At 56.7% G+C, this 24344-nt stretch carries 25 protein-coding genes and 1 riboswitch; of the genes, 21 read left to right on the forward strand and 4 right to left on the reverse strand.

The window, feature by feature from the left end:
* The first annotated feature begins 110 nt into the window (after positions 1-110).
* A complete protein-coding gene (gene rihA, locus ACUTSW_RS09940; protein WP_445584292.1) occupies positions 111-1043 on the forward strand; it encodes a pyrimidine-specific ribonucleoside hydrolase RihA in 933 nt (310 codons plus the stop codon).
* Between the two features lie 148 nt (positions 1044-1191).
* Positions 1192-1890, forward strand: coding sequence for an FMN-dependent NADH-azoreductase (locus tag ACUTSW_RS09945; protein WP_445584293.1), 699 nt, complete (start codon positions 1192-1194; stop codon positions 1888-1890).
* Between the two features lie 51 nt (positions 1891-1941).
* Here ACUTSW_RS09945 and ACUTSW_RS09950 read toward each other — a convergent pair whose 3' ends face one another.
* On the reverse strand, positions 1942-2424 hold the full coding sequence (locus tag ACUTSW_RS09950; RefSeq protein WP_004949608.1) for a zinc ribbon-containing protein: 483 nt from the start codon (positions 2422-2424) through the stop codon (positions 1942-1944).
* Between the two features lie 266 nt (positions 2425-2690).
* Between ACUTSW_RS09950 and leuS the strand changes: the two genes are divergently transcribed.
* The 13 genes from leuS to lipA all read left to right on the forward strand — a co-directional run bounded on the left by leuS (position 2691) and on the right by lipA (position 16250).
* Positions 2691-5273, forward strand: a complete 2583-nt coding sequence (leuS, locus tag ACUTSW_RS09955) for a leucine--tRNA ligase (RefSeq protein WP_445584294.1) — start codon at positions 2691-2693, stop codon at positions 5271-5273.
* A 14-nt stretch (positions 5274-5287) separates the two neighbouring features.
* Positions 5288-5848, forward strand: coding sequence for an LPS assembly lipoprotein LptE (gene lptE / locus ACUTSW_RS09960; protein ID WP_004949605.1), 561 nt, complete (start codon positions 5288-5290; stop codon positions 5846-5848).
* Positions 5845-6879 carry a DNA polymerase III subunit delta gene (gene holA / locus ACUTSW_RS09965; protein ID WP_004949603.1) on the forward strand — a complete coding sequence of 345 codons (1035 nt, stop codon included), beginning with the start codon at positions 5845-5847 and terminating at the stop codon, positions 6877-6879. Before lptE ends, holA begins: the two co-directional genes overlap by 4 nt.
* Entirely contained in the window at positions 6869-7531 is a 663-nt protein-coding gene (nadD, locus tag ACUTSW_RS09970; RefSeq protein WP_445584295.1) for a nicotinate-nucleotide adenylyltransferase, read from the forward strand. Before holA ends, nadD begins: the two co-directional genes overlap by 11 nt.
* A gap of 187 nt (positions 7532-7718) precedes the next feature.
* Positions 7719-8036 (forward strand): ribosome silencing factor, encoded by a 318-nt coding sequence (rsfS, locus tag ACUTSW_RS09975; RefSeq protein WP_004949598.1) that lies wholly within the window; start codon positions 7719-7721, stop codon positions 8034-8036.
* Positions 8037-8039: 3 nt separating this feature from the next.
* The gene (gene rlmH / locus ACUTSW_RS09980) at positions 8040-8510 is read left to right on the forward strand and encodes a 23S rRNA (pseudouridine(1915)-N(3))-methyltransferase RlmH (protein WP_004949595.1); all 471 of its coding nucleotides are present in this window, start codon (positions 8040-8042) and stop codon (positions 8508-8510) included.
* A gap of 38 nt (positions 8511-8548) precedes the next feature.
* On the forward strand, positions 8549-10444 hold the full coding sequence (gene mrdA, locus ACUTSW_RS09985; protein WP_004949593.1) for a peptidoglycan DD-transpeptidase MrdA: 1896 nt from the start codon (positions 8549-8551) through the stop codon (positions 10442-10444).
* A gap of 8 nt (positions 10445-10452) precedes the next feature.
* Positions 10453-11565 (forward strand): peptidoglycan glycosyltransferase MrdB, encoded by a 1113-nt coding sequence (gene mrdB, locus ACUTSW_RS09990; protein WP_004949591.1) that lies wholly within the window; start codon positions 10453-10455, stop codon positions 11563-11565.
* 10 nt (positions 11566-11575) lie between these two features.
* Positions 11576-12661, forward strand: coding sequence for an endolytic peptidoglycan transglycosylase RlpA (gene rlpA, locus ACUTSW_RS09995; protein WP_445584296.1), 1086 nt, complete (start codon positions 11576-11578; stop codon positions 12659-12661).
* A 241-nt stretch (positions 12662-12902) separates the two neighbouring features.
* Positions 12903-14114, forward strand: a complete 1212-nt coding sequence (gene dacA / locus ACUTSW_RS10000) for a D-alanyl-D-alanine carboxypeptidase DacA (protein WP_006324071.1) — start codon at positions 12903-12905, stop codon at positions 14112-14114.
* A gap of 111 nt (positions 14115-14225) precedes the next feature.
* A complete protein-coding gene (gene ybeD, locus ACUTSW_RS10005; RefSeq protein ID WP_004949579.1) occupies positions 14226-14489 on the forward strand; it encodes a DUF493 family protein YbeD in 264 nt (87 codons plus the stop codon).
* Positions 14490-14623: 134 nt separating this feature from the next.
* Positions 14624-15292 (forward strand): lipoyl(octanoyl) transferase LipB, encoded by a 669-nt coding sequence (gene lipB, locus ACUTSW_RS10010; RefSeq protein ID WP_073441164.1) that lies wholly within the window; start codon positions 14624-14626, stop codon positions 15290-15292.
* Positions 15285-16250 (forward strand): lipoyl synthase, encoded by a 966-nt coding sequence (gene lipA, locus ACUTSW_RS10015; RefSeq protein ID WP_062869912.1) that lies wholly within the window; start codon positions 15285-15287, stop codon positions 16248-16250. Before lipB ends, lipA begins: the two co-directional genes overlap by 8 nt.
* A gap of 95 nt (positions 16251-16345) precedes the next feature.
* Here lipA and tatA read toward each other — a convergent pair whose 3' ends face one another.
* Positions 16346-16555: a Sec-independent protein translocase subunit TatA gene (gene tatA, locus ACUTSW_RS10020; protein WP_445584297.1), complete on the reverse strand. Its 210-nt coding sequence runs from the start codon at positions 16553-16555 to the stop codon at positions 16346-16348.
* Between the two features lie 218 nt (positions 16556-16773).
* On the opposite strand from tatA, the gene ACUTSW_RS10025 reads away from it, so the two are divergent.
* A complete protein-coding gene (locus ACUTSW_RS10025) occupies positions 16774-17835 on the forward strand; it encodes a diguanylate cyclase (protein WP_445584298.1) in 1062 nt (353 codons plus the stop codon).
* Here ACUTSW_RS10025 and ACUTSW_RS10030 read toward each other — a convergent pair.
* Positions 17832-18263: a GNAT family N-acetyltransferase gene (locus ACUTSW_RS10030; protein ID WP_445584299.1), complete on the reverse strand. Its 432-nt coding sequence runs from the start codon at positions 18261-18263 to the stop codon at positions 17832-17834. The two genes, ACUTSW_RS10025 and ACUTSW_RS10030, sit on opposite strands and share 4 nt — an antisense overlap.
* Positions 18264-18344: 81 nt before the next feature.
* Positions 18345-18407, forward strand: a riboswitch (Fluoride riboswitch).
* A 77-nt stretch (positions 18408-18484) separates the two neighbouring features.
* Here ACUTSW_RS10030 and crcB point away from each other — a divergent pair.
* The 3 genes from crcB to ACUTSW_RS10045 all read left to right on the forward strand — a co-directional run bounded on the left by crcB (position 18485) and on the right by ACUTSW_RS10045 (position 20956).
* Positions 18485-18868 (forward strand): fluoride efflux transporter CrcB, encoded by a 384-nt coding sequence (crcB, locus tag ACUTSW_RS10035; RefSeq protein ID WP_004949564.1) that lies wholly within the window; start codon positions 18485-18487, stop codon positions 18866-18868.
* A 294-nt stretch (positions 18869-19162) separates the two neighbouring features.
* Positions 19163-19759: a TetR/AcrR family transcriptional regulator gene (locus tag ACUTSW_RS10040; RefSeq protein WP_004949559.1), complete on the forward strand. Its 597-nt coding sequence runs from the start codon at positions 19163-19165 to the stop codon at positions 19757-19759.
* Between the two features lie 6 nt (positions 19760-19765).
* Entirely contained in the window at positions 19766-20956 is a 1191-nt protein-coding gene (locus ACUTSW_RS10045; protein ID WP_445584300.1) for a multidrug effflux MFS transporter, read from the forward strand.
* 68 nt (positions 20957-21024) lie between these two features.
* On the opposite strand, the gene cspE is transcribed toward ACUTSW_RS10045, so the two are convergent.
* Complete coding sequence (gene cspE / locus ACUTSW_RS10050) at positions 21025-21234, reverse strand: transcription antiterminator/RNA stability regulator CspE (protein WP_002210315.1); 210 nt, start codon at positions 21232-21234, stop codon at positions 21025-21027.
* A gap of 345 nt (positions 21235-21579) precedes the next feature.
* Between cspE and ACUTSW_RS10055 the strand changes: the two genes are divergently transcribed.
* Together ACUTSW_RS10055 and ACUTSW_RS10060 are read left to right on the forward strand one after the other, a co-directional pair.
* A complete protein-coding gene (locus tag ACUTSW_RS10055; RefSeq protein ID WP_006324065.1) occupies positions 21580-22743 on the forward strand; it encodes a M20 peptidase aminoacylase family protein in 1164 nt (387 codons plus the stop codon).
* A 198-nt stretch (positions 22744-22941) separates the two neighbouring features.
* A complete protein-coding gene (locus ACUTSW_RS10060; protein ID WP_020438625.1) occupies positions 22942-24267 on the forward strand; it encodes an LLM class flavin-dependent oxidoreductase in 1326 nt (441 codons plus the stop codon).
* Positions 24268-24344: the final 77 nt, after the last annotated feature.

Consider the following 24344-nt stretch of genomic DNA (forward strand, 5'->3'; position numbering starts at 1 on the left):
CTATGCGCCCCGCCCGGGGCGCATTCTCCGCCCCTATCCCGGCACTAAAAGCGCTTGTTTCTCCCCTGTTTTGATCCGATGCTCACTGGATAACAACAAAGGAGATAAACATGCCCCGCCCTATCATTATCGATTGCGACCCCGGCCTGGACGACGCCATTGCCCTTGCCATGGCGCTGCGCTCGCCGGAACTGGACATCAAGGCCATCACCACATCCGCCGGCAACCAGACGCCGGAGAAAACCCTGCATAACGCGCTCGGTCTACTGACGCTGATGAAACGCGAAGATATTCCCGTCGCTGCCGGTGCCGCGGCACCGCTGATGCGCCCGCTGGTGATTGCCGATCATGTCCACGGCAAAACCGGTATGGGCAATACCCATCTGCCAACGCCAACGATAAAACCGGTCACGCAAACCGCCGTGGAACTGATCGCCGGCCTGCTGCGCACCAGCCCGCAACCGCTCACCCTGGTGGTCACCGGCCCGATGACCAATATCGCCCTGTTACTGGCCCAGCATGCCGAGCTGAAAAGCAACATCGAGCGCATTGTATTTATGGGCGGCGGAATGAATGCCGGCAACGCCACGCCGGTGGCGGAATTCAATATCTTTGTCGATCCCGAAGCCGCAGAAATAGTGCTGAAGTCCGGCGTGCCGCTGACCATGGCCGGGTTGAACGTTACCCATCAGGCGCTGGTGCTGCCGCAGGATATCGAACGTATCCGCCAGATTAACAATCCGGTGGCACAGGCGGTTGCAGAGATGCTCGATTTCTATCTGCCGCTGTACCTCAGCCACCCACGCGGGTTGCCGGGCGCCGCGATGCACGATCCCTGCACCATCGCCTGGCTGCTGGCACCGCAGCTGTTTACCGGCATCGAACGTTGGGTCGGCGTGGAAACCCAAGGGGAATATACCGTCGGCATGACGGTAGTGGATGACTTCCAGCAGAGCGGTAAACCGGCCAACGTTGAAGTGCTGACCGGTATTGATCGCGAAGGATTTATCGAACTGCTGATTGAACGCGTGGCGCGTTACTGATTGGCCGGGGCGTTTACTGCGCCCCGGCACATTCAATTTTTTTGATTTAACCCAGCGAATTTTTACGCTATCACTGGCTACGGCTTACCTCTAAGATGCCTTATACACCGCATCACTAACACCTTAGAGCAAGTCTGGAGATAGCCCAATGAGTCGTATACTGGTCCTGAAATCAAGTATTCTGGGCGATTATTCCCAGTCTGGAAAATTAGTCGATTTTTTTGTTGAACAGTGGCGTGAAGCACACCCGAATGACACATTTACCGTTCGCGATCTGGCCAACCCAACCCTGCCCGAGCTGGATGGTGAAGTGGTTGGCGGTTTTAACGCCGGTGATAAACCCTTGACGCAGCACCAAAAAGAGACGCTGGCGCTTTCCGATGAGCTGATTGCTGAATTGAAATCGCACGACACTGTCATCATCGGTGCCCCAATGTACAATTTCAATATTCCTACCCAGCTGAAAATTTATTTCGACCTGGTGGCACGCGCCGGCCAAACCTTCCGTTACACCTCTGAAGGCGCGGAAGGCCTGGTGACCGGGAAAAAAGCGATAGTGATCTCCAGCCGCGGCGGTATCCACGCCGATACGCCAACCGATCTGATCACCCCTTATCTGAAGCTGTTCCTCGGGTTTATCGGCATCACCGACGTAGAATTCGTGCTGGCGGAGGGTTTTGCCTATGGGCCGGAAGTCGCTGAAAAAGCCGCGCAAGACAGCCGCATTGCCGTGACGCAAAAGGTGCCGCCCAGGGCGCAATTGGCCCCGGCAACCCAGCCTGCGGCGGTACAAGCCCCGGCGAGCGGCGGCTTTCTGAGTAATCTGATGAAAAAGCTCTTCGGCTGATCGTCTCCCCTCATCCTGATTTGCCAAGCAAGAAGGATGAGGGGGCAACACTCAAGGTTCGAAGGGCCGACGCTGGAACTGGTCATGACCGCACTTAGGGCACAGCGGCAGCACTTCCGGCGTGTAAAACGCCAAATGATGGTGGCACTGCTCGCACACCAGATTGCCCAACCCTACCACCTCACCGCTGTGGTAAACGCCGTGATGGCTGACGTCTTTAAACACTTCCCGCCATTCCAACTGGGTTTTGTCCGTAATATCCGCCAGCTCTTGCCACAGGCTCTCCTTGATGACCCGCATAAAAACGCTGTCGGTAAACTCGCCCTTGCTTTCCTGGTAACTGCGGGCGAACTCTTCCAGGTCGCGCCGTACCGCCTGGATCACCTGCTCTACTTCGCCGCGCGTCAATTCACCCGCTTCGTTCAGCCGTTTTTCGGCACCGGCGACCAATTCGTCAATATCACGCTCTCCATTTTTCAGGCGTTCGGTCAGAGATGCCACCAATTCGCGGTAATACTGAGCAACCTTGTTCATATTCTCTCCTCGATGAACTTACGTGACAGGGCTTATCTCCCAAAACTATCTCTTATCATTTTAGTCGTAAATTGCTGATGTCACTTGGCAAGGCACCGGCTCCTCAAGATGTGAGTCATATCATGGCGGGGATTTTTTAAATGCGCCGAGTCGGGCGCTTGGTGTTGTTGCCGGGAGGTCTTATCAGCTATGCTATGCGGATCTATAAGTACTCAACAGAATGCTACGGATGTAGCTGTTTTACACCTACAGGACCACCAGCCGCCATGCAAGAGCAATACCGTCCAGAAGACATAGAATCGAACGTACAGCTTCACTGGCAAGAGAAGCAAACTTTCAAGGTTACCGAAGACGCGAGCAAGGAAAAGTACTACTGCCTATCCATGCTGCCCTACCCATCAGGCCGTCTGCACATGGGACACGTTCGTAACTACACTATCGGCGACGTGATCTCGCGCTATCAGCGCATGCTGGGCAAAAACGTGCTGCAGCCGATCGGCTGGGATGCGTTCGGCCTGCCGGCGGAAGGCGCTGCGGTTAAAAACAACACTGCACCGGCTCCGTGGACCTACGACAACATCGAATACATGAAGAACCAGTTGAAACTGCTGGGCTTTGGCTATGACTGGGATCGCGAGATCGCCACCTGCGATCCGGATTACTACCGTTGGGAACAGTGGTTCTTCACCAAGCTGTACGAAAAAGGCCTGGTCTACAAGAAAACCTCCGCCGTCAACTGGTGCCCGCACGATCTGACCGTGCTGGCCAACGAACAGGTTATCGACGGCTGCTGCTGGCGCTGCGACACCAAGGTCGAGCGTAAAGAGATCCCGCAGTGGTTTATCAAAATCACCGACTACGCCGATCAGTTGCTCAACGATCTGGATACGCTGGAAAGCTGGCCAGAACAGGTGAAAACCATGCAGCGCAACTGGATTGGCCGTTCCGAAGGAGTGGACATCACCTTTGACGTGGCGGGCAGCGACGAGAAGCTGACCGTTTACACCACCCGTCCGGATACCTTCATGGGCGCCACCTATGTGGCCGTCGCGGCGGGCCATCCGCTGGCGCAACAGGGTGCGGTGAATAACCCGGCGCTGGCTGAATTTATCGAAGAGTGCCGCAATACCAAGGTGGCCGAAGCCGACATGGCGACGATGGAGAAGAAAGGCATGCCGACCGGCCTGTTCGCCCTTCATCCGCTGTCCGGCGAGAAGGTGCCGGTTTGGGTTGCCAACTTCGTCTTGATGGAATACGGCACCGGCGCAGTGATGGCGGTTCCGGCTCACGACCAGCGCGACTGGGAGTTCGCCACCAAATATGGCCTGCCGATCAAACCGGTGGTGCTGGCGCTCGACGGCAGCCAGCCGGACGTACACGCCGAAGCGATGACCGAAAAAGGCACGCTGTTCAACTCCGGCGAGTTCGATGGCCTGGATCACGAAGCCGGTTTCAACGCCATTGCCGACAAACTGGTCGCCATGGGCGTGGGCCAACGCAAGGTCAACTACCGTCTGCGCGACTGGGGTGTGTCCCGTCAACGTTACTGGGGCGCACCGATCCCGATGGTGACGCTGGAAGACGGTACCGTAATGCCAACCCCGGAAGACCAACTGCCGGTGATCCTGCCGGAAGACGTAGTGATGGACGGCATTACCAGCCCGATCAAGGCCGATCCCGAGTGGGCGAAAACCACCGTTAACGGCCAACCGGCGCTGCGTGAAACCGACACCTTTGACACCTTTATGGAGTCTTCCTGGTACTACGCACGTTACACCTGCCCGCAGTACGACCAGGGCATGCTGGATCCGGCCGCCGCCAACTACTGGCTGCCGGTCGATCAGTATGTCGGCGGTATCGAACATGCCATCATGCACCTGATGTATTTCCGCTTCTTCCACAAACTGCTGCGTGACGCAGGCCTGGTGGATTCGGACGAGCCGGCAAAACGCCTGCTGTGTCAGGGTATGGTGCTGGCGGATGCCTTCTATTACACCGGTAACAGCGGCGAGCGCGTCTGGGTTTCCCCGGTCGACGCCACCGTTGAACGCGACGATAAAGGCCGCATTGTTAAAGCCACCGATCCACAAGGCCGCGAACTGGTCTATGCTGGCATGAGCAAAATGTCGAAGTCGAAGAACAACGGCATCGACCCGCAAGTGATGGTCGAGAAATACGGCGCGGATACCGTGCGTCTGTTCATGATGTTCGCCTCGCCGGCAGAAATGACGCTGGAATGGCAGGAATCCGGTGTGGAAGGGGCAAACCGCTTCCTGAAACGCGTTTGGAAACTGGCCTACGAACACCTTGAGAAAGGCGCTGTCCAGCCGCTGAACGTCGCGGCGCTGAACGAAGATCAGAAAGCGCTGCGCCGTGATCTGCACAAAACCATCGCCAAAGTGACCGATGATATTGGCCGTCGTCAGACCTTCAACACCGCCATTGCGGCCGTGATGGAGCTGATGAACAAACTGGCCCGCGCACCGCAGGACAGCGAGCAGGATCGCGCTCTGCTGCAAGAAGCGTTGCTGTCCGTCGTTCGTATGCTGTATCCGTTTACCCCGCACGTTTGCTTCTCGCTGTGGCAGGCGTTGGGCGGCGAAGGCGATGTGGATACCGCAGCCTGGCCACAGGCTGACGAGCAGGCGATGGTCGAAGACTCCAAGCTGGTCGTGGTACAGGTAAACGGCAAAGTTCGCGCTAAAATCACTGTGGCAGCAGATGCAACCGAAGAGCAGGTACGTGCGCGTGCCGCCGAGGAACATCTGGTCGCTAAATATCTGGACGGGGTTACGGTTCGTAAAGTGATCTATGTTCCGGGCAAATTGCTTAACCTGGTTGTGGGTTAACACAAGGAGGAGTTGTGCGACATCGTATTCTGACGCTGTTGCTGGGGTTGGCGGTGCTGGTCACCGCCGGCTGCGGTTTTCACCTGCGTGGCACCACGCAGGTCCCCTCGGAAATGAAAACGCTGATACTGGACAGTGGGGATCCTTACGGTCCGCTGGCCCGCGCAGTGCGTGAGCAATTGCGTCTGAACGACGTGACTATCGTCAAAGATCCGAAACGTAAGGATATTCCTTCCCTGCGTCTCGTCGGTTCCAGCGAAAGCCAGGACACCGCCTCGATCTTCCGGGACGGCAAAACCGCTGAGTATCAGATGGTGCTGACCGTTCAAGCGCAGGTCCTGATCCCCGGTCATGATCTGTATCCGCTGAACGTGAAAGTCTTCCGTTCGTTCTTCGACAACCCGCTGACCGCGCTGGCAAAAGACTCCGAACAGGACATTATTCGCCAGGAAATGCGTGAGCAGGCCGCCCAGCAACTGGTCCGCAAACTGTTGACGGTGCATGCGGCGGAAGAACAAACCCAGCAAAAAGCTGCCGCCGCCGGTGAAAAAGCGGAAAGTCTCTCAGCGCAATGATCCGTATTTATCCTGAACAACTTGCCGCGCAGCTCCGAGAGGGGCTGCGCGCTTGTTATTTATTGAGTGGCAATGAGCCGTTATTGCTGCAGGAAAGCCAGGATCTGATCCGGCAAGCCGCGCAACAACAGCAGTTCACCGAGCACTACAGCATTTCTCTCGACGCCCATACCGACTGGGACGCCATTTTCAGCATCTGCCAGGCCATGAGCCTGTTCGCCAGCCGCCAGACCCTGCTGCTTATCTTCCCGGATAACGGCCCGACGGCCCCGCTCGGCGAGCAACTGATCAAGCTGGCGGCGCTGCTGCATGACGACATTTTGCTGATGCTGCGCGGCCCTCGCCTGACCAAAGCGCAGGAAAACAGCGCCTGGTTCAAAGCGCTTAGCCCAAATGGCGCTTACGTCAGTTGCCAGACGCCGGAACAAGCACAGTTACCCCGCTGGGTGGCACAGCGCGCCAAAACCATGAAGCTCGAGCTGGACGATGCGGCCAACCAGTTGCTGTGCTATTGCTACGAAGGCAACCTGCTGGCGCTGTCGCAGGCGCTGGAAAGGCTGTCGCTGTTGCATCCGGACGGTAAGCTCACGCTGCCACGCGTTGAACTGGCGGTGAACGACGCCGCTCACTTTACGCCATTTCATTGGCTGGACGCCCTGCTGGCGGGCAAAAGCAAACGCGCCTGGCACATTCTGCAGCAAATGCAGCAGGAAGATGTCGAACCGGTGATCCTGTTGCGCACCCTGCAACGCGAGCTGCTGCAACTGCTCAACCTGCAACGCCGCATGGCATCCGTACCGCTGCGCACGCTGTTCGATCAATACAAGGTCTGGCAAAACCGCCGTAACCTGGTGACGCAGGCCCTGCAGCGGCTGTCCGGCGCTCAATTGCAGCAGGCGGTTCATCTGCTGACGCAAATTGAGATCACCCTGAAGCAGGATTACGGTCAGTCGGTATGGCCGGAACTGGAAACCCTGTCTATGCTGCTGTGCGGCAAACCCCTGGCCACGAGTTTTTCAGATGCCCACTAATCCGCAAAGCGCGACAATCCTGCATGCCCTGTTCGGCGGCACCTTTGATCCTATCCATTACGGCCATTTGCGGCCGGTGGAAGCGCTGGCCGCAGAAGTCGGCCTGAACCAGGTCACGCTGCTGCCAAACCACGTCCCCCCGCACCGCCCGCAGCCTGAGGCCAATGCCCAACAGCGGCTGAAGATGGTTGAACTGGCGATCGCCAATAACCCGCTGTTCGCCGTTGACGATCGTGAACTGCACCGCACCACGCCGTCCTATACCATTGAAACGCTGGAAACCCTTCGTAAAGAACGTGGCCCCGCGTTGCCATTGGCCTTTATTATTGGCCAGGATTCTCTGCTGACGCTGCACAAGTGGCACCGCTGGCAGGCATTGCTGGATGTCTGCCATCTGTTGGTGCTGGCCCGCCCTGGCTACAATGACCAAATGGATACGCCGGAACTGCAACAGTGGCTGGAGCGTCATCGGGTCACCGACGCCGCGCTGCTCAGCCAATGGCCGCAGGGACATATTTACCTGGCCGACACGCCGCAGTTGGAAATTTCCGCCACGGAAATCCGCCAGCGCCGCCATCAGGGCCTCAGCTGTGACGACCTGTTGCCGCGTTCGGTACAGCGCTATATCGAGTTACAGGGTTTATATCGCTAGCCGGAGTCGCGTGATATACTGCGCCGCTATTTTTCAGGTATTCGCTGAAAACCCCGGAAACCTTAGCTGCCGGGCAATTATCAGCTGGCTTTCAGCGGCATCCTGCCGACATTATCATTGATTCAGGCCGCATGCGGGCATTTGCCTGCCGCAGTCGAACAAACAGAACACACCCGAGGGGGAACCTTTGCAAGGTAAAGCGCTCCAAGATTTCGTCATCGATAAAATCGATGACCTGAAAGGCCAAGACATTATCGCTCTGGATGTACAGGGCAAATCCAGCATCACCGACTGCATGATCATCTGCACCGGGACCTCTACCCGCCACGTGATGTCGATCGCCAACCACGTAGTGCAGGAAGCCCGCTCCGCAGGGATGGAACTGTATGGCATGAAAGGTCAGGAAGCCTCCGACTGGGTCGTGGTCGATTTGGGCGATGTGATCGTACATATCATGCAGGAAGAAAGCCGTCAGCTGTATGAGCTGGAAAAACTCTGGAGCTAAGCGGTGAAACTGCAACTGGTAGCGGTCGGCACTAAGATGCCAGACTGGGTGCAGACCGGTTTTATGGATTATCTGCATCGTTTTCCGAAAGACATGCCGTTTGAGCTGACCGAAATCCCGGCAGGCAAGCGCGGCAAGAATGCCGACATCAAACGCATTCTGGAAAAGGAAGGCGAGCAGATGCTGGCTGCGGTGGGCAAAGGCAACCGCATTGTCACGCTGGATATCCCCGGTACGCCGTGGGAAACGCCGCAGTTGGCGCAACAGCTCGAACGCTGGAAGCAGGATGGCCGCAACGTCAGCCTGCTGATTGGCGGCCCTGAAGGGCTGGCACCGGCCTGCAAAGCCGCTGCCGAACAAAGCTGGTCGCTCTCGCCATTGACATTGCCGCATCCTTTAGTGCGCGTATTGGTGGCTGAAAGCCTCTATCGCGCCTGGAGTATTACAACAAATCATCCTTACCACCGGGAATAACCGGTGGTGACAGTGACAGAGTGAAATAAAGCAGCGGGATGAAAATAGAACGTAACCCTTTTCGCGACTATACGGCTGAATCTGCCCTGTTTGTACGCCGCGCCCTGGTGGCGTTTTTGGTCATTCTGGTGCTGAGCGGCACCCTGATCGCCAATCTGTATAATCTGCAAATTGTCCGCGTTGAGGATTACCGCACCCGTTCCAACGAAAACCGCATCAAGCTGGTGCCCATCGCCCCCAGCCGCGGCATTATTTACGATCGTAACGGCACCCCGCTGGCGCTCAACCGCACTATCTATCAGTTGGAGCTGATGCCGGAAAAGATCGACGATCTGAAAGCGACGCTGCAGGCGCTGCGTCCGGTGGTCGATCTGACCGACGACGACATCACCAACTTCGAGAAAGAGCGCAAGCGCTCACGCCGTTTCGTCTCCATCCCGGTGAAAACCGCACTGAACGAAGTGCAGGTCGCCCGCTTTGCGGTCAATCAGTTCCGCTTCCCCGGCGTGGAAGTGAAAGGCTACCAGCGCCGCTATTATCCTTATGGTTCCGCCCTCACTCACGTCACCGGTTACGTCTCGAAGATCAACGATCGCGACGTCGAGCGGTTGGACAAAGACGGCAAGCTGGCGAACTACGCCGCCACCCACGATATCGGCAAGCTGGGTATCGAGCGCTATTACGAAGACACCCTGCATGGCAAAACCGGCTACGAAGAGGTCGAGGTCAACAACCGCGGTCGGGTAATCCGTCAGTTGCACGAGCAGCCGCCTTCCGCCGGCCAGGACGTTTACCTGACGCTGGATCTCAACCTGCAACGCTATATCGAGCAATTGCTGGTGGGCAGTCGGGCGGCAGTGGTGGTGAGCGATCCGCGCACCGGCGGCATTCTGGCGATGGTCTCCAACCCCAGTTATGACCCGAACCTGTTCGTGGACGGCATCTCCAGCAAGGATTACCAGGGGCTGTTGAACGATCCTAACCGGCCACTGATCAACCGTGCCACGCAAGGGGTTTACCCGCCTGCGTCAACGGTGAAACCCTATATTTCCGTCTCGGCGCTCAGCGCCGGGGTGATCACCAAAAACACCATAGTGTTCGATCCCGGCTGGTGGCAGTTGCCCGGTTCGGAAAAACGCTTTCGCGACTGGAAAAAATGGGGCCACGGCCGCCTGAACGTCACCAAAGCGCTGGAGGAATCGGCAGATACCTTCTTCTATCAGGTGGCATACGACATGGGCATCGATCGCCTGTCGACCTGGTTGACCAAGTTTGGCTACGGCCAGTACACCGGCATCGATCTTTCCGAAGAACGTTCCGGCCTGATGCCGACCCGCGACTGGAAATTCAAACGCTATAAAAAACCCTGGTATCAGGGCGACACCATTCCGGTGGGCATCGGCCAGGGCTACTGGACGGCAACGCCGATCCAGATGTCCAAGGCGCTGAATACCCTGATTAACGACGGCAACGTCAAAACGCCGCATCTGATGCAGAGCACCCGAATCAACGGTGCGCTGGTGCCGTTCCGTCAGGAAGAGAACACGCAGATCGGCGATATTCATTCCGGCTTCTGGGAAATTGCCAAAGACGGCATGTATGGTGTCGCCAACCGCCCTAACGGGACGGCGCGTAAGTACTTCGCGGATGCACCCTACAAAGCCGCGGCAAAATCGGGTACCGCACAGGTATTCGGCTACGAAACCTATAACGCCCACAAACTCGCAGAGCATCTGCGTGACCACAAACTGATGACCGCCTTTGCGCCGTACAACAATCCAACGGTGTCGGTCGCCATCATTTTGGAAAACGGCGGTTCCGGTCCGGCGGTCGGGACGATTACCCGTCAGATCCTCGACCATATCCTGCTGGGCGACAACAATACGCAATTACCCTCCGAGGCTCCACTGCCGCCTGGTGTAGAAGGTGATTAAGGTAGAACATGACTGAAAGCCAACAAAAAGGCTCGATCTGGACCAAAATCCATATCGACCCCACTTTCCTGTTATTCATTCTGGCTCTGCTGGTCTACAGCGCATTCGTGATGTGGAGTGCCAGCGGCCAGGATATCGGCATGATGGAACGCAAAATCGGCCAGATCGTCATGGGCCTGATCGTGATGGGCGTAATGGCTCAGATCCCGCCGCGGGTCTATGAAAGCTGGGCGCCCTATCTGTACATTTTCTGTGTGATTCTGCTGATCATGGTGGACGCGTTCGGGCAGATCAGTAAAGGTGCTCAGCGTTGGCTGGATCTCGGCTTTGTGCGCTTCCAGCCGTCAGAAATCGCTAAAATCGCCGTTCCGCTGATGGTTGCGCGCTTTATGAACCGCGACGTCTGCCCGCCTTCGCTGAAGAATACCGCCATTGCGCTGGTGCTGATTTTCCTGCCGACCCTGCTGGTTGCTGCGCAGCCGGACCTGGGCACGTCGATTCTTATCGCCGCCTCCGGTCTGTTCGTGCTGTTCCTGTCCGGCATGAGTTGGAAGCTGATCGCCGTTGCCGCCGTGATGCTGGCGGCCTTTATTCCCGTGCTGTGGTTCTTCCTGATGCACGGCTATCAACGCGACCGCGTCATGATGCTGCTCGATCCGGAAAGTGATCCGCTCGGTGCCGGCTACCATATTATTCAGTCGAAAATCGCCATAGGTTCCGGCGGCCTGTCCGGCAAGGGCTGGCTGCACGGCACCCAGTCGCAGCTGGAGTTCTTGCCGGAGCGCCATACCGACTTCATCTTCGCGGTATTGGCCGAAGAACTTGGGCTGATTGGGGTGCTGGTGCTGTTGGCGCTGTACCTGCTGGTGATTATCCGCGGGCTGATGATCGCCGCCAAGGCGCAGACAACCTTCGGCCGCGTCATGGTCGGCGGCCTGATGCTGATTCTGTTCGTTTATGTGTTTGTTAACATTGGTATGGTCAGTGGCATTTTACCGGTAGTTGGCGTACCTTTGCCTCTGGTCAGTTACGGGGGTTCGGCGCTGATCGTACTTATGGCTGGGTTCGGCATTATCATGTCGATCCACACGCATCGGAAAATGCTGTCTAAAAGTTTATAAGAGGTGAGTAATGCGTAAGGAATGGCTTTGGGTCGGCGTAGTGGCTGTGTTGCTTTCCGCCTGTACCTCCCCGACCACGGAACAGCAGGCGCCGCCGCAGCAGCCGTATAACGGGCCGGTGGTGGAAATCGGCGGCGTTGAGCCTCAATATGAACCCTATAACCCTGGCACCCTGCAGGATTATAAGGTTAATGGCGATACTTACCGCATCGTGAAGGACCCGCAGAATTTCTCGCAGACCGGTCTGGCCAGCTCCTATGGCGAAGAAGCCCGGGGCAACACCACCGCGCTGGGCGAGCAGTTCGATCCTAACGGCCTCACCGCCGCGCACCCCACGCTGCCGATCCCAAGCTACGTGCGCGTGACCAACCTCGCCAACGGCCGTCAACTGGTAGTACGCGTGAACGATCGCGGGCCTTACACCAATGGCCGCATTATCGATCTGTCGAAAGCCGTTGCCGACCGTCTGAACCTGTCCAACAACACCAAGGTTAAAGTTGATTTCATCAATGTGGCACCGGATGGCACCCTGAGCGGCCCCGGCACCATAGGGACAATCGTCGCCAAACAAAGCTACGCCCTGCCGTCGCGCCCCGATCTTGGCTCGAGCAGCATGGGAACTCCCGTACGGCAGGAAGCCCCCATCGCCAGCGGCGCCGCAGTACGTCCAATAGATAACAGCAGCCTGGACACCGGTGACAACGCCCCAGCCGCCGCTGCCGGCAGCAGCCGCACCGGCTTCCTCGGCGCACCAAGCCAGGTTCCCGCCGGCGTGTTGGAAGGTTCAGAACCTGAACCGGCCGTCACCGCCGCCGCCATTGCAGCCCCCGTCGCCGCCACCGCAGCCGTTGCTGCCGGAGCCTCTTCCGCCGGGAGCTATGTCGTCCAGGTTGGTGCACTCAGCAGCGCTGAACGCGCACAAACCTGGCAACAGAGCCTGAGCCGGCAATTTGGCGTGCCTGGCAAGGTTGCGGCCAGCGGCGGTGTCTATCGCGTGCAGTTAGGCCCGTTCAGCGATCGCCAGCAGGCGGCACAGTTGCAACAGCGCCTGGCTGCGGAAGCGCAACAACAATCTTTTGTCACTGCCGCACCCTAAACAAAGATACCCGATCAATTTCAAGCTGCAGCCGACACTGCTGCAGCTTGAAAGGTCAAAAGCATGAAGCCCCGGCGGGCGATCGCGACTGATAAGCGTTTCTCTAGCTGAAACATTTTCTTTCAGCAAAATGCCGGTAAAGCGCTATTAGTCAGATGAATGGATAATGCCTGCCGGAATCTCATCTGTTATAGTGTGGCTCGTTTTTAACTTTACCCTCATGGATGTTGTCCTCTCGATCATGAAACAAGTAACTTCTTTTCGCTTAATCAAGAGCATAGCGCTCGGCTCCGTTATCGCGATGAGTGCAGCTTCCGTTGCGCAAGCCGATGACGTTAATATCAAAACCATGATCCCAGGAGTGCCGCAAATCGATGCGGAAGCCTACGTCCTGATTGATTACAACTCCGGTAAAGTTTTGGCGGAAATGAATGCCGACGCGCGCCGCGATCCGGCCAGCCTGACAAAAATGATGACCAGCTACGTCATCGGTCAGGCGCTGAAAGCGGGTAAAATCGGCCCGGAAGACATGGTTACCGTGGGACAAGATGCCTGGGCGACCGGCAACCCGGTATTCAAAGGTTCTTCGCTGATGTTCCTGAAGCCAGGCGATCGCGTGCCGGTATCCAAACTGACCCGCGGCATCAACCTGCAATCCGGTAACGACGCCTGCGTGGCGATGGCCGATTACGTGGCCGGCAGCCAGGACGCGTTCGTTAACCTGATGAACACCTACGTCAGCAAGCTGGGCCTGCAAAACACCCACTTCCAGACGGTACACGGCCTCGACGCACAGGGCCAGTACAGCTCGGCGCGCGATATGGCGTTGATCGGCCAGGCGCTGATCCGCGACGTGCCGGACGAATACGCGATTTATAAAGAAAAAGAGTTCACCTTCAACAATATCCGTCAGATGAACCGTAACGGTCTGTTGTGGGACACCAGCCTGAACGTGGACGGCATCAAAACCGGCCATACCGATGCGGCAGGCTACAACCTGGTGGCTTCCGCCACCGAAGGCCAGATGCGCCTGATCTCTGCGGTACTGGGCGGTCGGACTTATAAAGGCCGTGAAACCGAAAGCAAGAAACTGCTGACCTGGGGCTTCCGCTTCTTCGAAACCGTTGCACCGCTGAAAGTGGGCAAAGAGTTTGCGTCTGAACCGGTCTGGTTCGGCGATTCGGATCGCGTTGAGCTGGGCGTGGACAAAGACGTCTACCTGACCATCCCACGCGGCCGAATGAAAGATCTCAAAGCCAGCTACGTGCTGAACACACCGGAGATTCATGCGCCACTGGCCAAAAACCAGGTTGTCGGCAGCATCAACTTCCAGCTGGATGGCAAAACCATCGATCAGCGCCCTCTGGTGGTAATGAACGAAGTGAAAGAAGGCGGTTTCTTCAGCCGCATCGTGGATTATATCAAACTGATGTTCCACCACTGGTTCGGTTAACAGTTGAAACGGGCAAAATTGCCCTCATATACTGATTAACATTAACTCCCGCTCCGGCGGGAGTTATAATTTATAGATTCGCTATGTTGATAGCAGCACTCTGGAGCGCACATGAAAACTAAACTGAACGAACTGCTCGAATTCCCTTGCTCGTTTACCTACAAGGTAATGGGCCTGGCACAACCTGAGCTGGTGGACCAGGTGGTTGAAGTGGTGCAGCGCCATGCTCCCGGGGATTACAACCCTGAAGTCAAACCGAGCAGCAAAGGCAATTACCACTCCGTTTCCATCACCATCAACGCCACCCATATCGACCAGGTTGAGACGTTATATGATGAATTGGGCAACATTGAAATTGTCCGCATGGTGCTGTAATTCCAGCACAAAACCCTGCTAACCAACCCGGGCCAGAGGATCGTCTGCCCGGGTTGCGCATTTTTGGTCAGCTAAATGCTGGTCGCCGGCCAGAGCGCCCGGTATAATGGCATTACCACTTCTGTAACCTGACGATGACTCTTTTGCAACCAGACAAGATCATTTTGCGTCAGCTGGGGTTGCAGCCCTATGAGCCTGTATCCCAAGCCATGCACAACTTCACCGATCGCAGAACCGATACCACGCCCGATGAGCTGTGGTTGGTTCAGCATCAGCCCGTGTTTACCCAGGGCCAGGCCGGTAAAGCGGAGCATCTGTTAATGCCGGGTGATATTCCGGTGGTCCAGAGCGATCGCGGCGGCCAAGTGACCTACCACGGTCCAGGGCAGCAGGTGATGTACGTGATGATCGATCTGAAACGCAACAAGGTTGGCGTTCGCCAACTGGTCACGGCTATCGAAGATACCGTTATTAATACCCTCGCCCACTTTCATATCGAATCGCGCGCCCGCCCGGATGCGCCCGGTGTTTACGTGGGGGAGCAAAAAATCTGTTCGTTGGGTTTGCGGATCCGCAAAGGCAGTTCATTTCACGGCCTGGCGCTGAATGTGGCCATGGATCTCAACCCCTTCCAACGTATCAACCCTTGCGGTTACGCCGGTATGCAAATGGCGCAGGTCAGCGCGCTGGTGCCCGGCGTAGGCATAGAAGACGTACACCCAATCCTGGTACAGGAATTTGTTCATTTACTCGGCTACCCGAAGGTCGAGCTTCGTAACTGGAACCTGCACGATTATGAGTAAACCAATTCAGATGGAACGCGGCGTTAAATACCGCGATGCAGACAAAATGGCGTTGATCCCGGTTAAAACGGTGGTCACCGAACGGCAGGAGCTGTTACGTAAACCCGAGTGGATGAAGATCAAACTCCCTGCCGACTCTACGCGCATTCAGGGCATTAAAGCCGCCATGCGTAAAAACGGTCTGCATTCGGTGTGCGAAGAAGCTTCCTGCCCGAACCTGTCTGAATGCTTTAACCACGGCACCGCCACCTTTATGATCCTGGGCGCTATCTGTACCCGCCGTTGCCCGTTCTGCGACGTGGCCCACGGCCGTCCGGTGGCCCCGGATGCCAACGAACCGGAGAAACTGGCTCAGACCATCGCCGACATGGGCCTGCGCTATGTGGTGATCACTTCGGTTGACCGCGACGACTTGCGTGACGGCGGTGCTCAGCACTTTGCCGACTGTATCGCCGCCATTCGCGTGAAAAACCCGACCATCAAAATTGAAACGCTGGTGCCGGATTTCCGTGGCCGTATGGATCGCGCGCTGGAAATTCTGACAGAGACGCCGCCGGACGTGTTCAACCACAATCTGGAAAACGTGCCGCGCGTCTACCGCCAGGTTCGTCCGGGCGCCAACTACGAATGGTCGCTAAAACTGCTCGAACGGTTTAAAGAAGCGCACCCGCACATCCCAACCAAATCCGGTCTGATGGTCGGCCTGGGGGAAACCAATGCGGAAATCGTTGAAGTCATGCGCGACCTGCGTCGCCACGGCGTCACCATGTTGACCCTGGGCCAATACCTGCAGCCAAGCCGTCATCACCTGCCGGTACAGCGCTATGTTAGCCCGGCCGAATTCGATGAAATGAAAGAAGAAGCGATGGCGATGGGCTTTACCCATGCGGCCTGTGGCCCGTTTGTTCGTTCCTCCTACCATGCCGATTTGCAGGCGAAAGGGATGGAAGTGAAGTAAATGCGGTAACAATTTGTTACGCTTGAGCTTGCGGAAAAGCCAAAAAACGGATGTCCTTGCGGCATCCGTTTTTTATTGCCAAACAGAAAACGTGATTACACGTCTTTCTTTTCGACGCTCTGCGGGTTGGATTGGCTTTCTGCCGTGTTTGCCGGCGGCGGAGTCGTGTCGTCGCTCACGGCCTTTTTAAAGCCCTTCAGCGCAGCGCCCAGATCGGCACCCAAGGTGCGCAGTTTGCTGGTACCGAACAGCAAGATAACCAACACCGCAATCACCAGAAGTTTGGTAATACTGATACCTTCCATACTCACCTTCTTATTCATATAGCGCTGCAGAGGCAGCGAAAAACAAACCTTGCCTAGGGTTATTTACCTACTTTCGCCAAGCCAAGACAACAGCAACATGTAACAGAGTGAGATCCCTGCGGCGAGACCTCTTTTAAATGCATTGCGCATTAATCAGACTATTCTGAGTTATCACGCTGCATGGTACGCTGTCGTTACACCTATCAGGGAGCCGCAGGATGTATGCACCATCAGTTATCGATACCAGACGATCCGGCCTCAGCTTCGCCAGACGTACCTATCTGCCACGCATCGTCGGCCTGGGGATTGGTTTTCTGTGCGTGTTTTCGGTGCTCCATTCCCAGCCTTCGGCCCCCTGGGTGTGGGGCCTGCTGATTTTTCACGGTTTTATTTGGCCGCATGTCGCCTACCAATGGGCGCGTCGCTCTGCCACGCCCTTCAAGGCGGAAACCCGCAACCTGCTGATCGATTCGTTTTTTGGCGGTCTGTGGGCAGCGATGATGGCCTTCAATGCATTGCCGTCGGTGGTCATTCTGTCGATGATGGGCATGAACAATATTGCCGCCGCCGGCAAGACACTGTTCTTTAAAGGGCTGGTGGCACAGCTGGCCGGCGCCCTGACGGTCAGCGCCCTGTTGGGTTTTCCCTTCCAGCCACAGAGCACGCCGCTACAGATCTACCTCTGCCTGCCGATGATCTACCTCTACCCGGCACTGTTGGGGTTAGTCACCTACCGCACCGCCAAACGATTAGCGCAGAAAAAACAGGAGCTGCTGCGCATCAGCATGCGTGACGGCCTGACCGGGTTGTACAATCGCCGCCATTGGGAACATTTGCTGCATCACCAATTCGACAGTTGCCGCCGTTACCAACACACTGCGACCCTGATCCTGATGGATGTCGATCGTTTTAAAACCATCAATGACACCTTCGGCCATGCGCTGGGTGACGAGGCGCTGGCGGTGCTGGCGGAAGAGCTGTTAATCGGCCTGCGTGCCGTGGATATTGTCGGGCGTTATGGCGGGGACGAATTTGGCGCAGTACTGCCGAACACCAGTGCCGAACAGGCCAGCATTGCGCTGCAGCGCATCCAGGAACGATTGAACGACATTATTTTTCGTGAAGCGCCGCAGTTGCGGCTGAACATCAGCGCCGGCATAGCCGATTACCACAGTGAAATGGGCGGCTATCTGGACTGGCTGAAAGCCGCCGACAATGCGCTGTACCGGGCAAAAAACAATGGTCGCAACCGTCTGGAACTGGCGGTGCCCGGCAACTAACTTAACAGCTTGGCAAAGTATTTAGGAGCTTCAAAAAAACCCTCCCGCTGATAGAACGCGTGGGCCCGTTCACGGCGGCTGTGGCAATGCACTTCAAGGCGATCGCAGCCGCGCCGGCGGGCCAATGCTTCGCCTTCAGCCAGCAATAACTGACCGACGCCCAGGCCACGCGCGTGGCTATCAACGCAAAAATAGCTGATACGGCAAATATCCCCGGCCAACGCCAACTGCGGCAAGAAATGCAGCGACAAAATCCCCAGCACCTCATTATCGTCGTCGTCGGTCGCGACCAGCAACGCTTCATCGGGGTGCGCCAATAGTTGCGCCAGACGCGCGTCAATAAATGCCTCGGTTCCGGCGTAATCCAGCGCAGCCATTAACGCCACAATAGCTTCTTTATCAGCCTGTACCGCCGTCCTCACTTTCATTTCGGTTGTTTCCTCCGTCACAGATACTACAAAATAGGTGACGCCAGGTGTAAGATCCAGCCTGCGCGGCAAAAAGCGGCGCCGAACAACGGAGATGACATTCCTCCATAACCGCCTTCACAGGCTGATGATGTCTACGTAACCTCTCGAAGGGGTGCGTAGCGTTGCGCCAGCCCCTTTCTGAGCCTTGGTTTCCCCTTTTAGTGAAAGGTATTTCAACCATGTTGAGTTCTTTACTGGCAGTCTTTATTGGCGGTGGTGTCGGCAGCGTGCTGCGTTGGGTTATCAGCATGAAGATGAATCCGCTTAACGCGCATATCCCTTTGGGCACATTGGCGGTGAACCTGGTGGGCGGTTTTATCATCGGGTTGGCCATCGCCACCTTTACCCGCATGACGCACCTGGATCCCACCTGGAAATTGCTGATTACCACCGGCTTCTGCGGCGGTTTAACCACCTTCTCCACGTTTTCGCTGGAGGTGGTGTACTTGCTGCAGGATGGCCGTTTTGCCTGGGCGCTGGCCAATATGCTGCTCAATCTGGCCGGCTCCCTGGCGATGACCTTGCTGGCGTTTATGCTGGTCATCTGGGTTAACGGGCAGTAGCTGATTTCGTTCTCTTAATGTTTCCTTAATCAGCCATGCGCATAATCTCATCCACTGTCCCAAACTGGATGAGAATTCTGATGTTTCGCTTGCCCAAAACCGCCGCTGAAGTGATCGCTACCCTGCTGTGCCTGCTGATTGTCGCCGCTTTCATCAAGGTCTATCTGTTCGCCTGAGGCTTCGCCCCCGCAGGATCCTCCCTTTATAGTTCCCCTGCTGCCGTTCTTGCATTACAATTGAGAATGAACGTTCGCACCCAGAATGCGAACCCCTCTCTTGGCAAAGGATCGGGAAATGATATCCACCAGCGACAGCAGGCAAGCCAAAGCGCAAGCCCGCCGCGATCAAATCGTCGAGGCGGCGAAAGTCTGTTTTCGTCGGCATGGTTTTCACGCCGCCAGCATGGCGGAAATCGCTCAGGCTTCACAGCTCAGCGTCGGTCAAATCTACCGTTATTTCGCCAATAAAGACGCGATCATCGAAGAAATCGTCAACCGTATTATCGCCAGTAAAATGCAGCGTCTGGAGGATCTTGGCGATCACATTAACCTGATCGCCAGTACCCTGTCGGCGCGTGCGCTGTTCCAACAACCCGGTGAAAACGAAACTGACCATATGCTGATGCTGGAAGTCACCGCCGAAGCCACGCGCAACCCGGTGGTGGCGAAAATGCTCAGCGACGCGGAAACGCGGTTGTTCCATCACGTCTGCCAAAACCTGCAGCGGATGTACCCGTATTTCACCGAACAGGAAATCGCCGCACGGGTGGAGTTTGTCGCCGTCTTAAGCGAAGGCACAGGTTATCGCATCCTTACCACGCAAAAAGCCGATGTCAGCTTGCTGAACGGCCTGTATCAACAAGCTATCTCTCACCTATTCAGGAAACCCTAATTTCCCATGACCAGACACTTATCCAGACAACGTCTGGTGTACGCGGTGGTGCTTGGCCTGCTGGCCGCACTGGGGCCGCTGTGCACCGATCTCTACCTGCCCGCCCTGCCGGAAATGGCCGGCGAGTTGAATACGTCCACCGCCACGGCGCAGCTCAGCCTGACTGCCGGCCTGCTTGGGCTGGGCGTCGGCCAACTGATATTTGGCCCCTTCAGCGACAAGCTCGGCCGTATGCGGCCGCTGCTGCTGTCGCTGGTGCTGTTGCTGGCCGCCTCTCTGTGGTGCGCGCTGGCGCCAAATATCGACCAGTTGCTGATCGCCCGCCTGTTGCAGGGGCTGGCCGGTGCCGGCGGTGCGGTGATCTCTCGTGCCATCGCGCGCGATCTCTATGCCGGACATGAACTGACGCGCTTCTTCGCTCTGCTGATGCTGGTTAACGGCCTGGCGCCGATTATTGCGCCGGTGCTGGGCGGCGCCATGCTGCAATTGATGGACTGGCGCGGGATTTTCGGCGTACTGGCGGCCATTGCCGTGCTGCTGTTTAGCCTTTCAAGCCTTAAGCTGCGTGAATCGCTGCCCGTGGAACGCCGCAGCCAGGGTGGCATTTTGGCCATGCTGATGTCGCTGGGCGGGTTACTGACCCAGCGCCAGTTTATGGGCCTGTGCCTGACGCAGGGGTTCGTCATGGCCGGGATGTTCGCCTACATCGGCGCATCTCCCTTCGTATTGCAGCAGATTTATGGTCTCAGTCCGCAGATGTTCAGCCTGTGCTTTGCCGTTAACGGCGTCGGTTTGATTATTTCTGCGCAGCTTGCCAGCCGTCTGAGCGCGCGCTGGGGGGAAAGGCTAGTGCTGAAAGGCGGCTTGACATTAGCGGCTGTCGCCTCGCTGCTGTTGCTGCTGGCAGGTAGCCTCCACGCACCGCTGGCGCTGCTGATGGTACCGCTGTTCTTCTCAGTGGCCGTGATCGGCATTGTCGGCCCTACGGCGTCATCATTGGCGATGCAAAGCCAGGGCGACAAAGCCGGCAGCGCCTCGGCGTTGATCGGCGTGTGCATGTTCGCGCTCGGCGCGTGCAGCGTGCCTATCACCGGGCTGGGCGGCACTTCCAGCGTGTCGATGGCGCTGACCATTGTCGGCTGTTACGCCATTGCCATCGTGCTGTTCACCCTGCTGGTGCGCAAACCTCAGGCGTAAGGCACCGTAAAAAGGGCAATAAAAAACCCGCTCAGGGAGCGGGTTTTAAGAATTTCGGCTACTGTAGCTTAGATAGCGATAACGTTAGCAGCAGATGGCCCTTTGGCACCGTTCGTGATTTCAAATTCTACACGCTGGCCTTCAGCAAGAGTTTTGAAACCATTGCTAGCGATGGCAGAGAAGTGAACGAAAACGTCCTTGCTACCATCTTCCGGGGTAATGAAGCCGAAGCCTTTGGATTCATTAAACCACTTAACGCTACCTTTAATCTTAGACATCAAACTTACCTTTAACGTGAATGTAAGACACTAAACCTGTGTCCAGTACAGTACAGCAATTAGACCGGATTTTGTCCACAACCTGGATCACATAAAACCGATAAAGAGTGAAAAAATCGGTATCGCCCACTGTAAATCTCTTGCACCGCTTGTTGTAACCAGTCTTGACAGCTCAATGCTCTTTAATCTCCATCGAACAACGGCCGAACGCCTGTTTCAGCCCCGGCAGCGTTCGTTGCCAGCGTGATGCAGACATAATCGCTATGAAATATAACCAGATAGTCTTTTTGCTTCCGGCCGAGCTGCACTAGGGTTAGAGCTTATCAACCACTGTGAGCCAAGACTATGACCAGCCAACTGGCCGAGAAGATCGTCGCCTACCGCCGTGAACTGCATCAGAACCCTGAGCTGTCCAACCACGAGTTTGCCACTACCGCCCGCCTCACCCGTTGGCTGGAAGAGGCGGGTATCCGTATTCTGCCGCTGGGGCTGAAGACCGGCGTGGTCGCCGAAATCGGCAGCGGCAAAGGCCCGATCATTGCGCTGCGCGGCGATATTGACGCCCTGCCGATAGAAGAAATCTCCGGCGTTCCCTTCAGTTCGCAAAATAGCGGCGTCATGCACGCCTGCGGGCATGATTTTCATACCTCGGTGATGCTCGGCGCAGCGCATTTGCTGAAAGCGCGCGAGGCCACCCTGCCCGGCACGGTACGTATTTTCTTCCAACCGGCAGAGGAAACCTTTAACGGTGCCCAGCATCTGATCGACGCCGGTGCGCTGGATAACGTGGCTGCGGTATTCGGCCTGCATAATGCGCCGGAGCTGCCGACCGGCACCTTCGCCACCCGCGCCGGGGCATTTTACGCCAATGTCGATCGCTTCCAGATCCTGATCACCGGCAAAGGCGCACATGCCGCCAAACCGGAGCAAGGCGTAGACACCATCGTCACCGCCAGCCAAATTGTCAACGCGTTGCAAACCCTGCCCAGCCGCAGCTTTAGCTCGCTGGAGTCGCTGGTGGTGAGCGTGACGCGCATCGAGGGTGGCAACACCTGGAACGTGTTGCCGCAGACCGTGGAACTGGAAGGCACGGTGCGTACCCACAACGAGAAAGTCCGCCATCAGGTCCCGGACAAAATCCGCCAGGTGATTAACGGCGTAGCCGCATCGCTTGGCGCGCAGGCGGAACTGCGCTGGCAGCCAGGCCCACCGGCGGTGGTCAACGACGCGCGCTGGGCGGCCTTCAGCAAAACCGTCGCCGCCGAAGCCGGTTATCGGGTAGAAGAAGCGGATCTGCAAATGGGCGGCGAGGATTTCGCGCTTTATCTGCACCACGTGCCGGGCGCTTTTGTCAGTATCGGTTCAGCCAGTGAGTTCGGCTTGCACCATCCGCGCTTTAACCCGGATGAACAGGCGATCTTCCCGGCCTCGCAATATTTCGAGCTACTCGCTGAGCGCACGTTGCAACAATTAGCCACCGCGCCGGAAAAAATCACCAGCAAGGCGTAAAAACTCCCCTCATTATTATTTCGCGGCACAGACTCTTCTGCGCTGCGATTTATTATTTTCCCGTTATCCATACGCGCCACGATATTTGCTATTTCAACATTTGAATATGCTGTTTTGTTGTTTTACATCCTGAGGACGCTCATCAATAGTGGGAACTCGACAGATAGCGCCACAGCGGCACTTAACAGGGTGAAAGCAATGAGCAACAATGCGAAAAACAAACGGCAATTGCGTCTTGGCGCCATTTTGCATGGCGCATCGGGAAATATGTCTGCCTGGCGGCATCCGGATGCCACCGCCGACGCCAGCATTAATCTCGATTTTAATATTGCCACGGCGAAAAAAGCCGAACAGGGTAAATTGGATTTCGTGTTTGTTGCCGACGGCTTATATATCAATGAGAAATCCATTCCGCATTTCCTTAACCGTTTTGAACCCCTGACCCTGCTTGCCGCCCTGTCCGCCGCCACCGACAAAATCGGGCTGGTGGGCACGTTGTCCACCTCATACAGCGATCCCTTTACCGTCGCACGCCAGTTCGCCAGCCTGGATCACCTGAGCAAAGGCCGGGCGGGCTGGAACGTGGTGACGTCACCGCTGGAAGGGTCGGCAAAGAATTTCTCGCGCACCGAACACCCGGAGCACAGCCTGCGTTATCGCATCGCCAGTGAGTATCTCGATGTCACCAAAGGGCTGTGGGACTCGTGGGAAAGTGACGCCTTTGTGCGGAACAAAAACAGCGGCGAATTTTTCAGCGCCGGCAAGCTGCATACCCTGAACCACCAGGGGGAATTCTTCTCGGTACAAGGGCCGCTGAATATCGGCCGTACGCCGCAGGGCCGCCCGATCTTGTTCCAGGCCGGTGCGTCGGAAGACGGCAAGCAGTTGGCGGCCAAACACGCCGATGCCATTTTCACCCACCATGAAACCCAGCAGTTGGCGCAGGCGTTTTATCAGGACGTAAAAAACCAACTGGTGGAACAGGGCCGCGAGCCGGACGATCTGCGAATTTTCCAGGGCGTCAGCGTGATCGTCGGCGACGACAATGAAGACGTGGAACGCCAATATTGGGAAACCGCACGTCTGGTCAGCATCGAGAACGCGCTCAACTACCTTGGCCGCTATTTCGAGCATTATGACTTTTCCCGCCATCCGCTGGATGAGCCCTTCCCGGACATCGGCGATTTAGGGCAAAACAGCTTCCGCAGCACCACCGATGCCATCAAACGCAACGCCCGCGAGCGTAATCTGACGCTGCGTGAAGTGGCGCTGGAAGCGGCCTCGCCGCGCCCGGTGTTCGGCGGCACGCCGGAGGCGGTAGCGGACGGTCTGCAAAACTGGTTCGACACCCAGGCCGCCGACGGTTTCATCATCAGCGGCGGCACGCCGAACTCCTTCGGCCACTTTATTGACCGCGTTGTGCCCATCCTGCAGCAACGCGGCCTGTTCCGCAGCGATTACAGCGGCGACACGCTGCGCGACCACCTTGGCCTGAAGCAGCCGCTGAACCAATTTACCCAATAACAATAATATTTTTTCAGGGATATTCCGCTATGCAAAACACCTTTACCGGCTCCGGCATCCATGTAAAAGCCATCAAA

The organism is Serratia sp. TSA_198.1, from assembly GCF_052686505.1.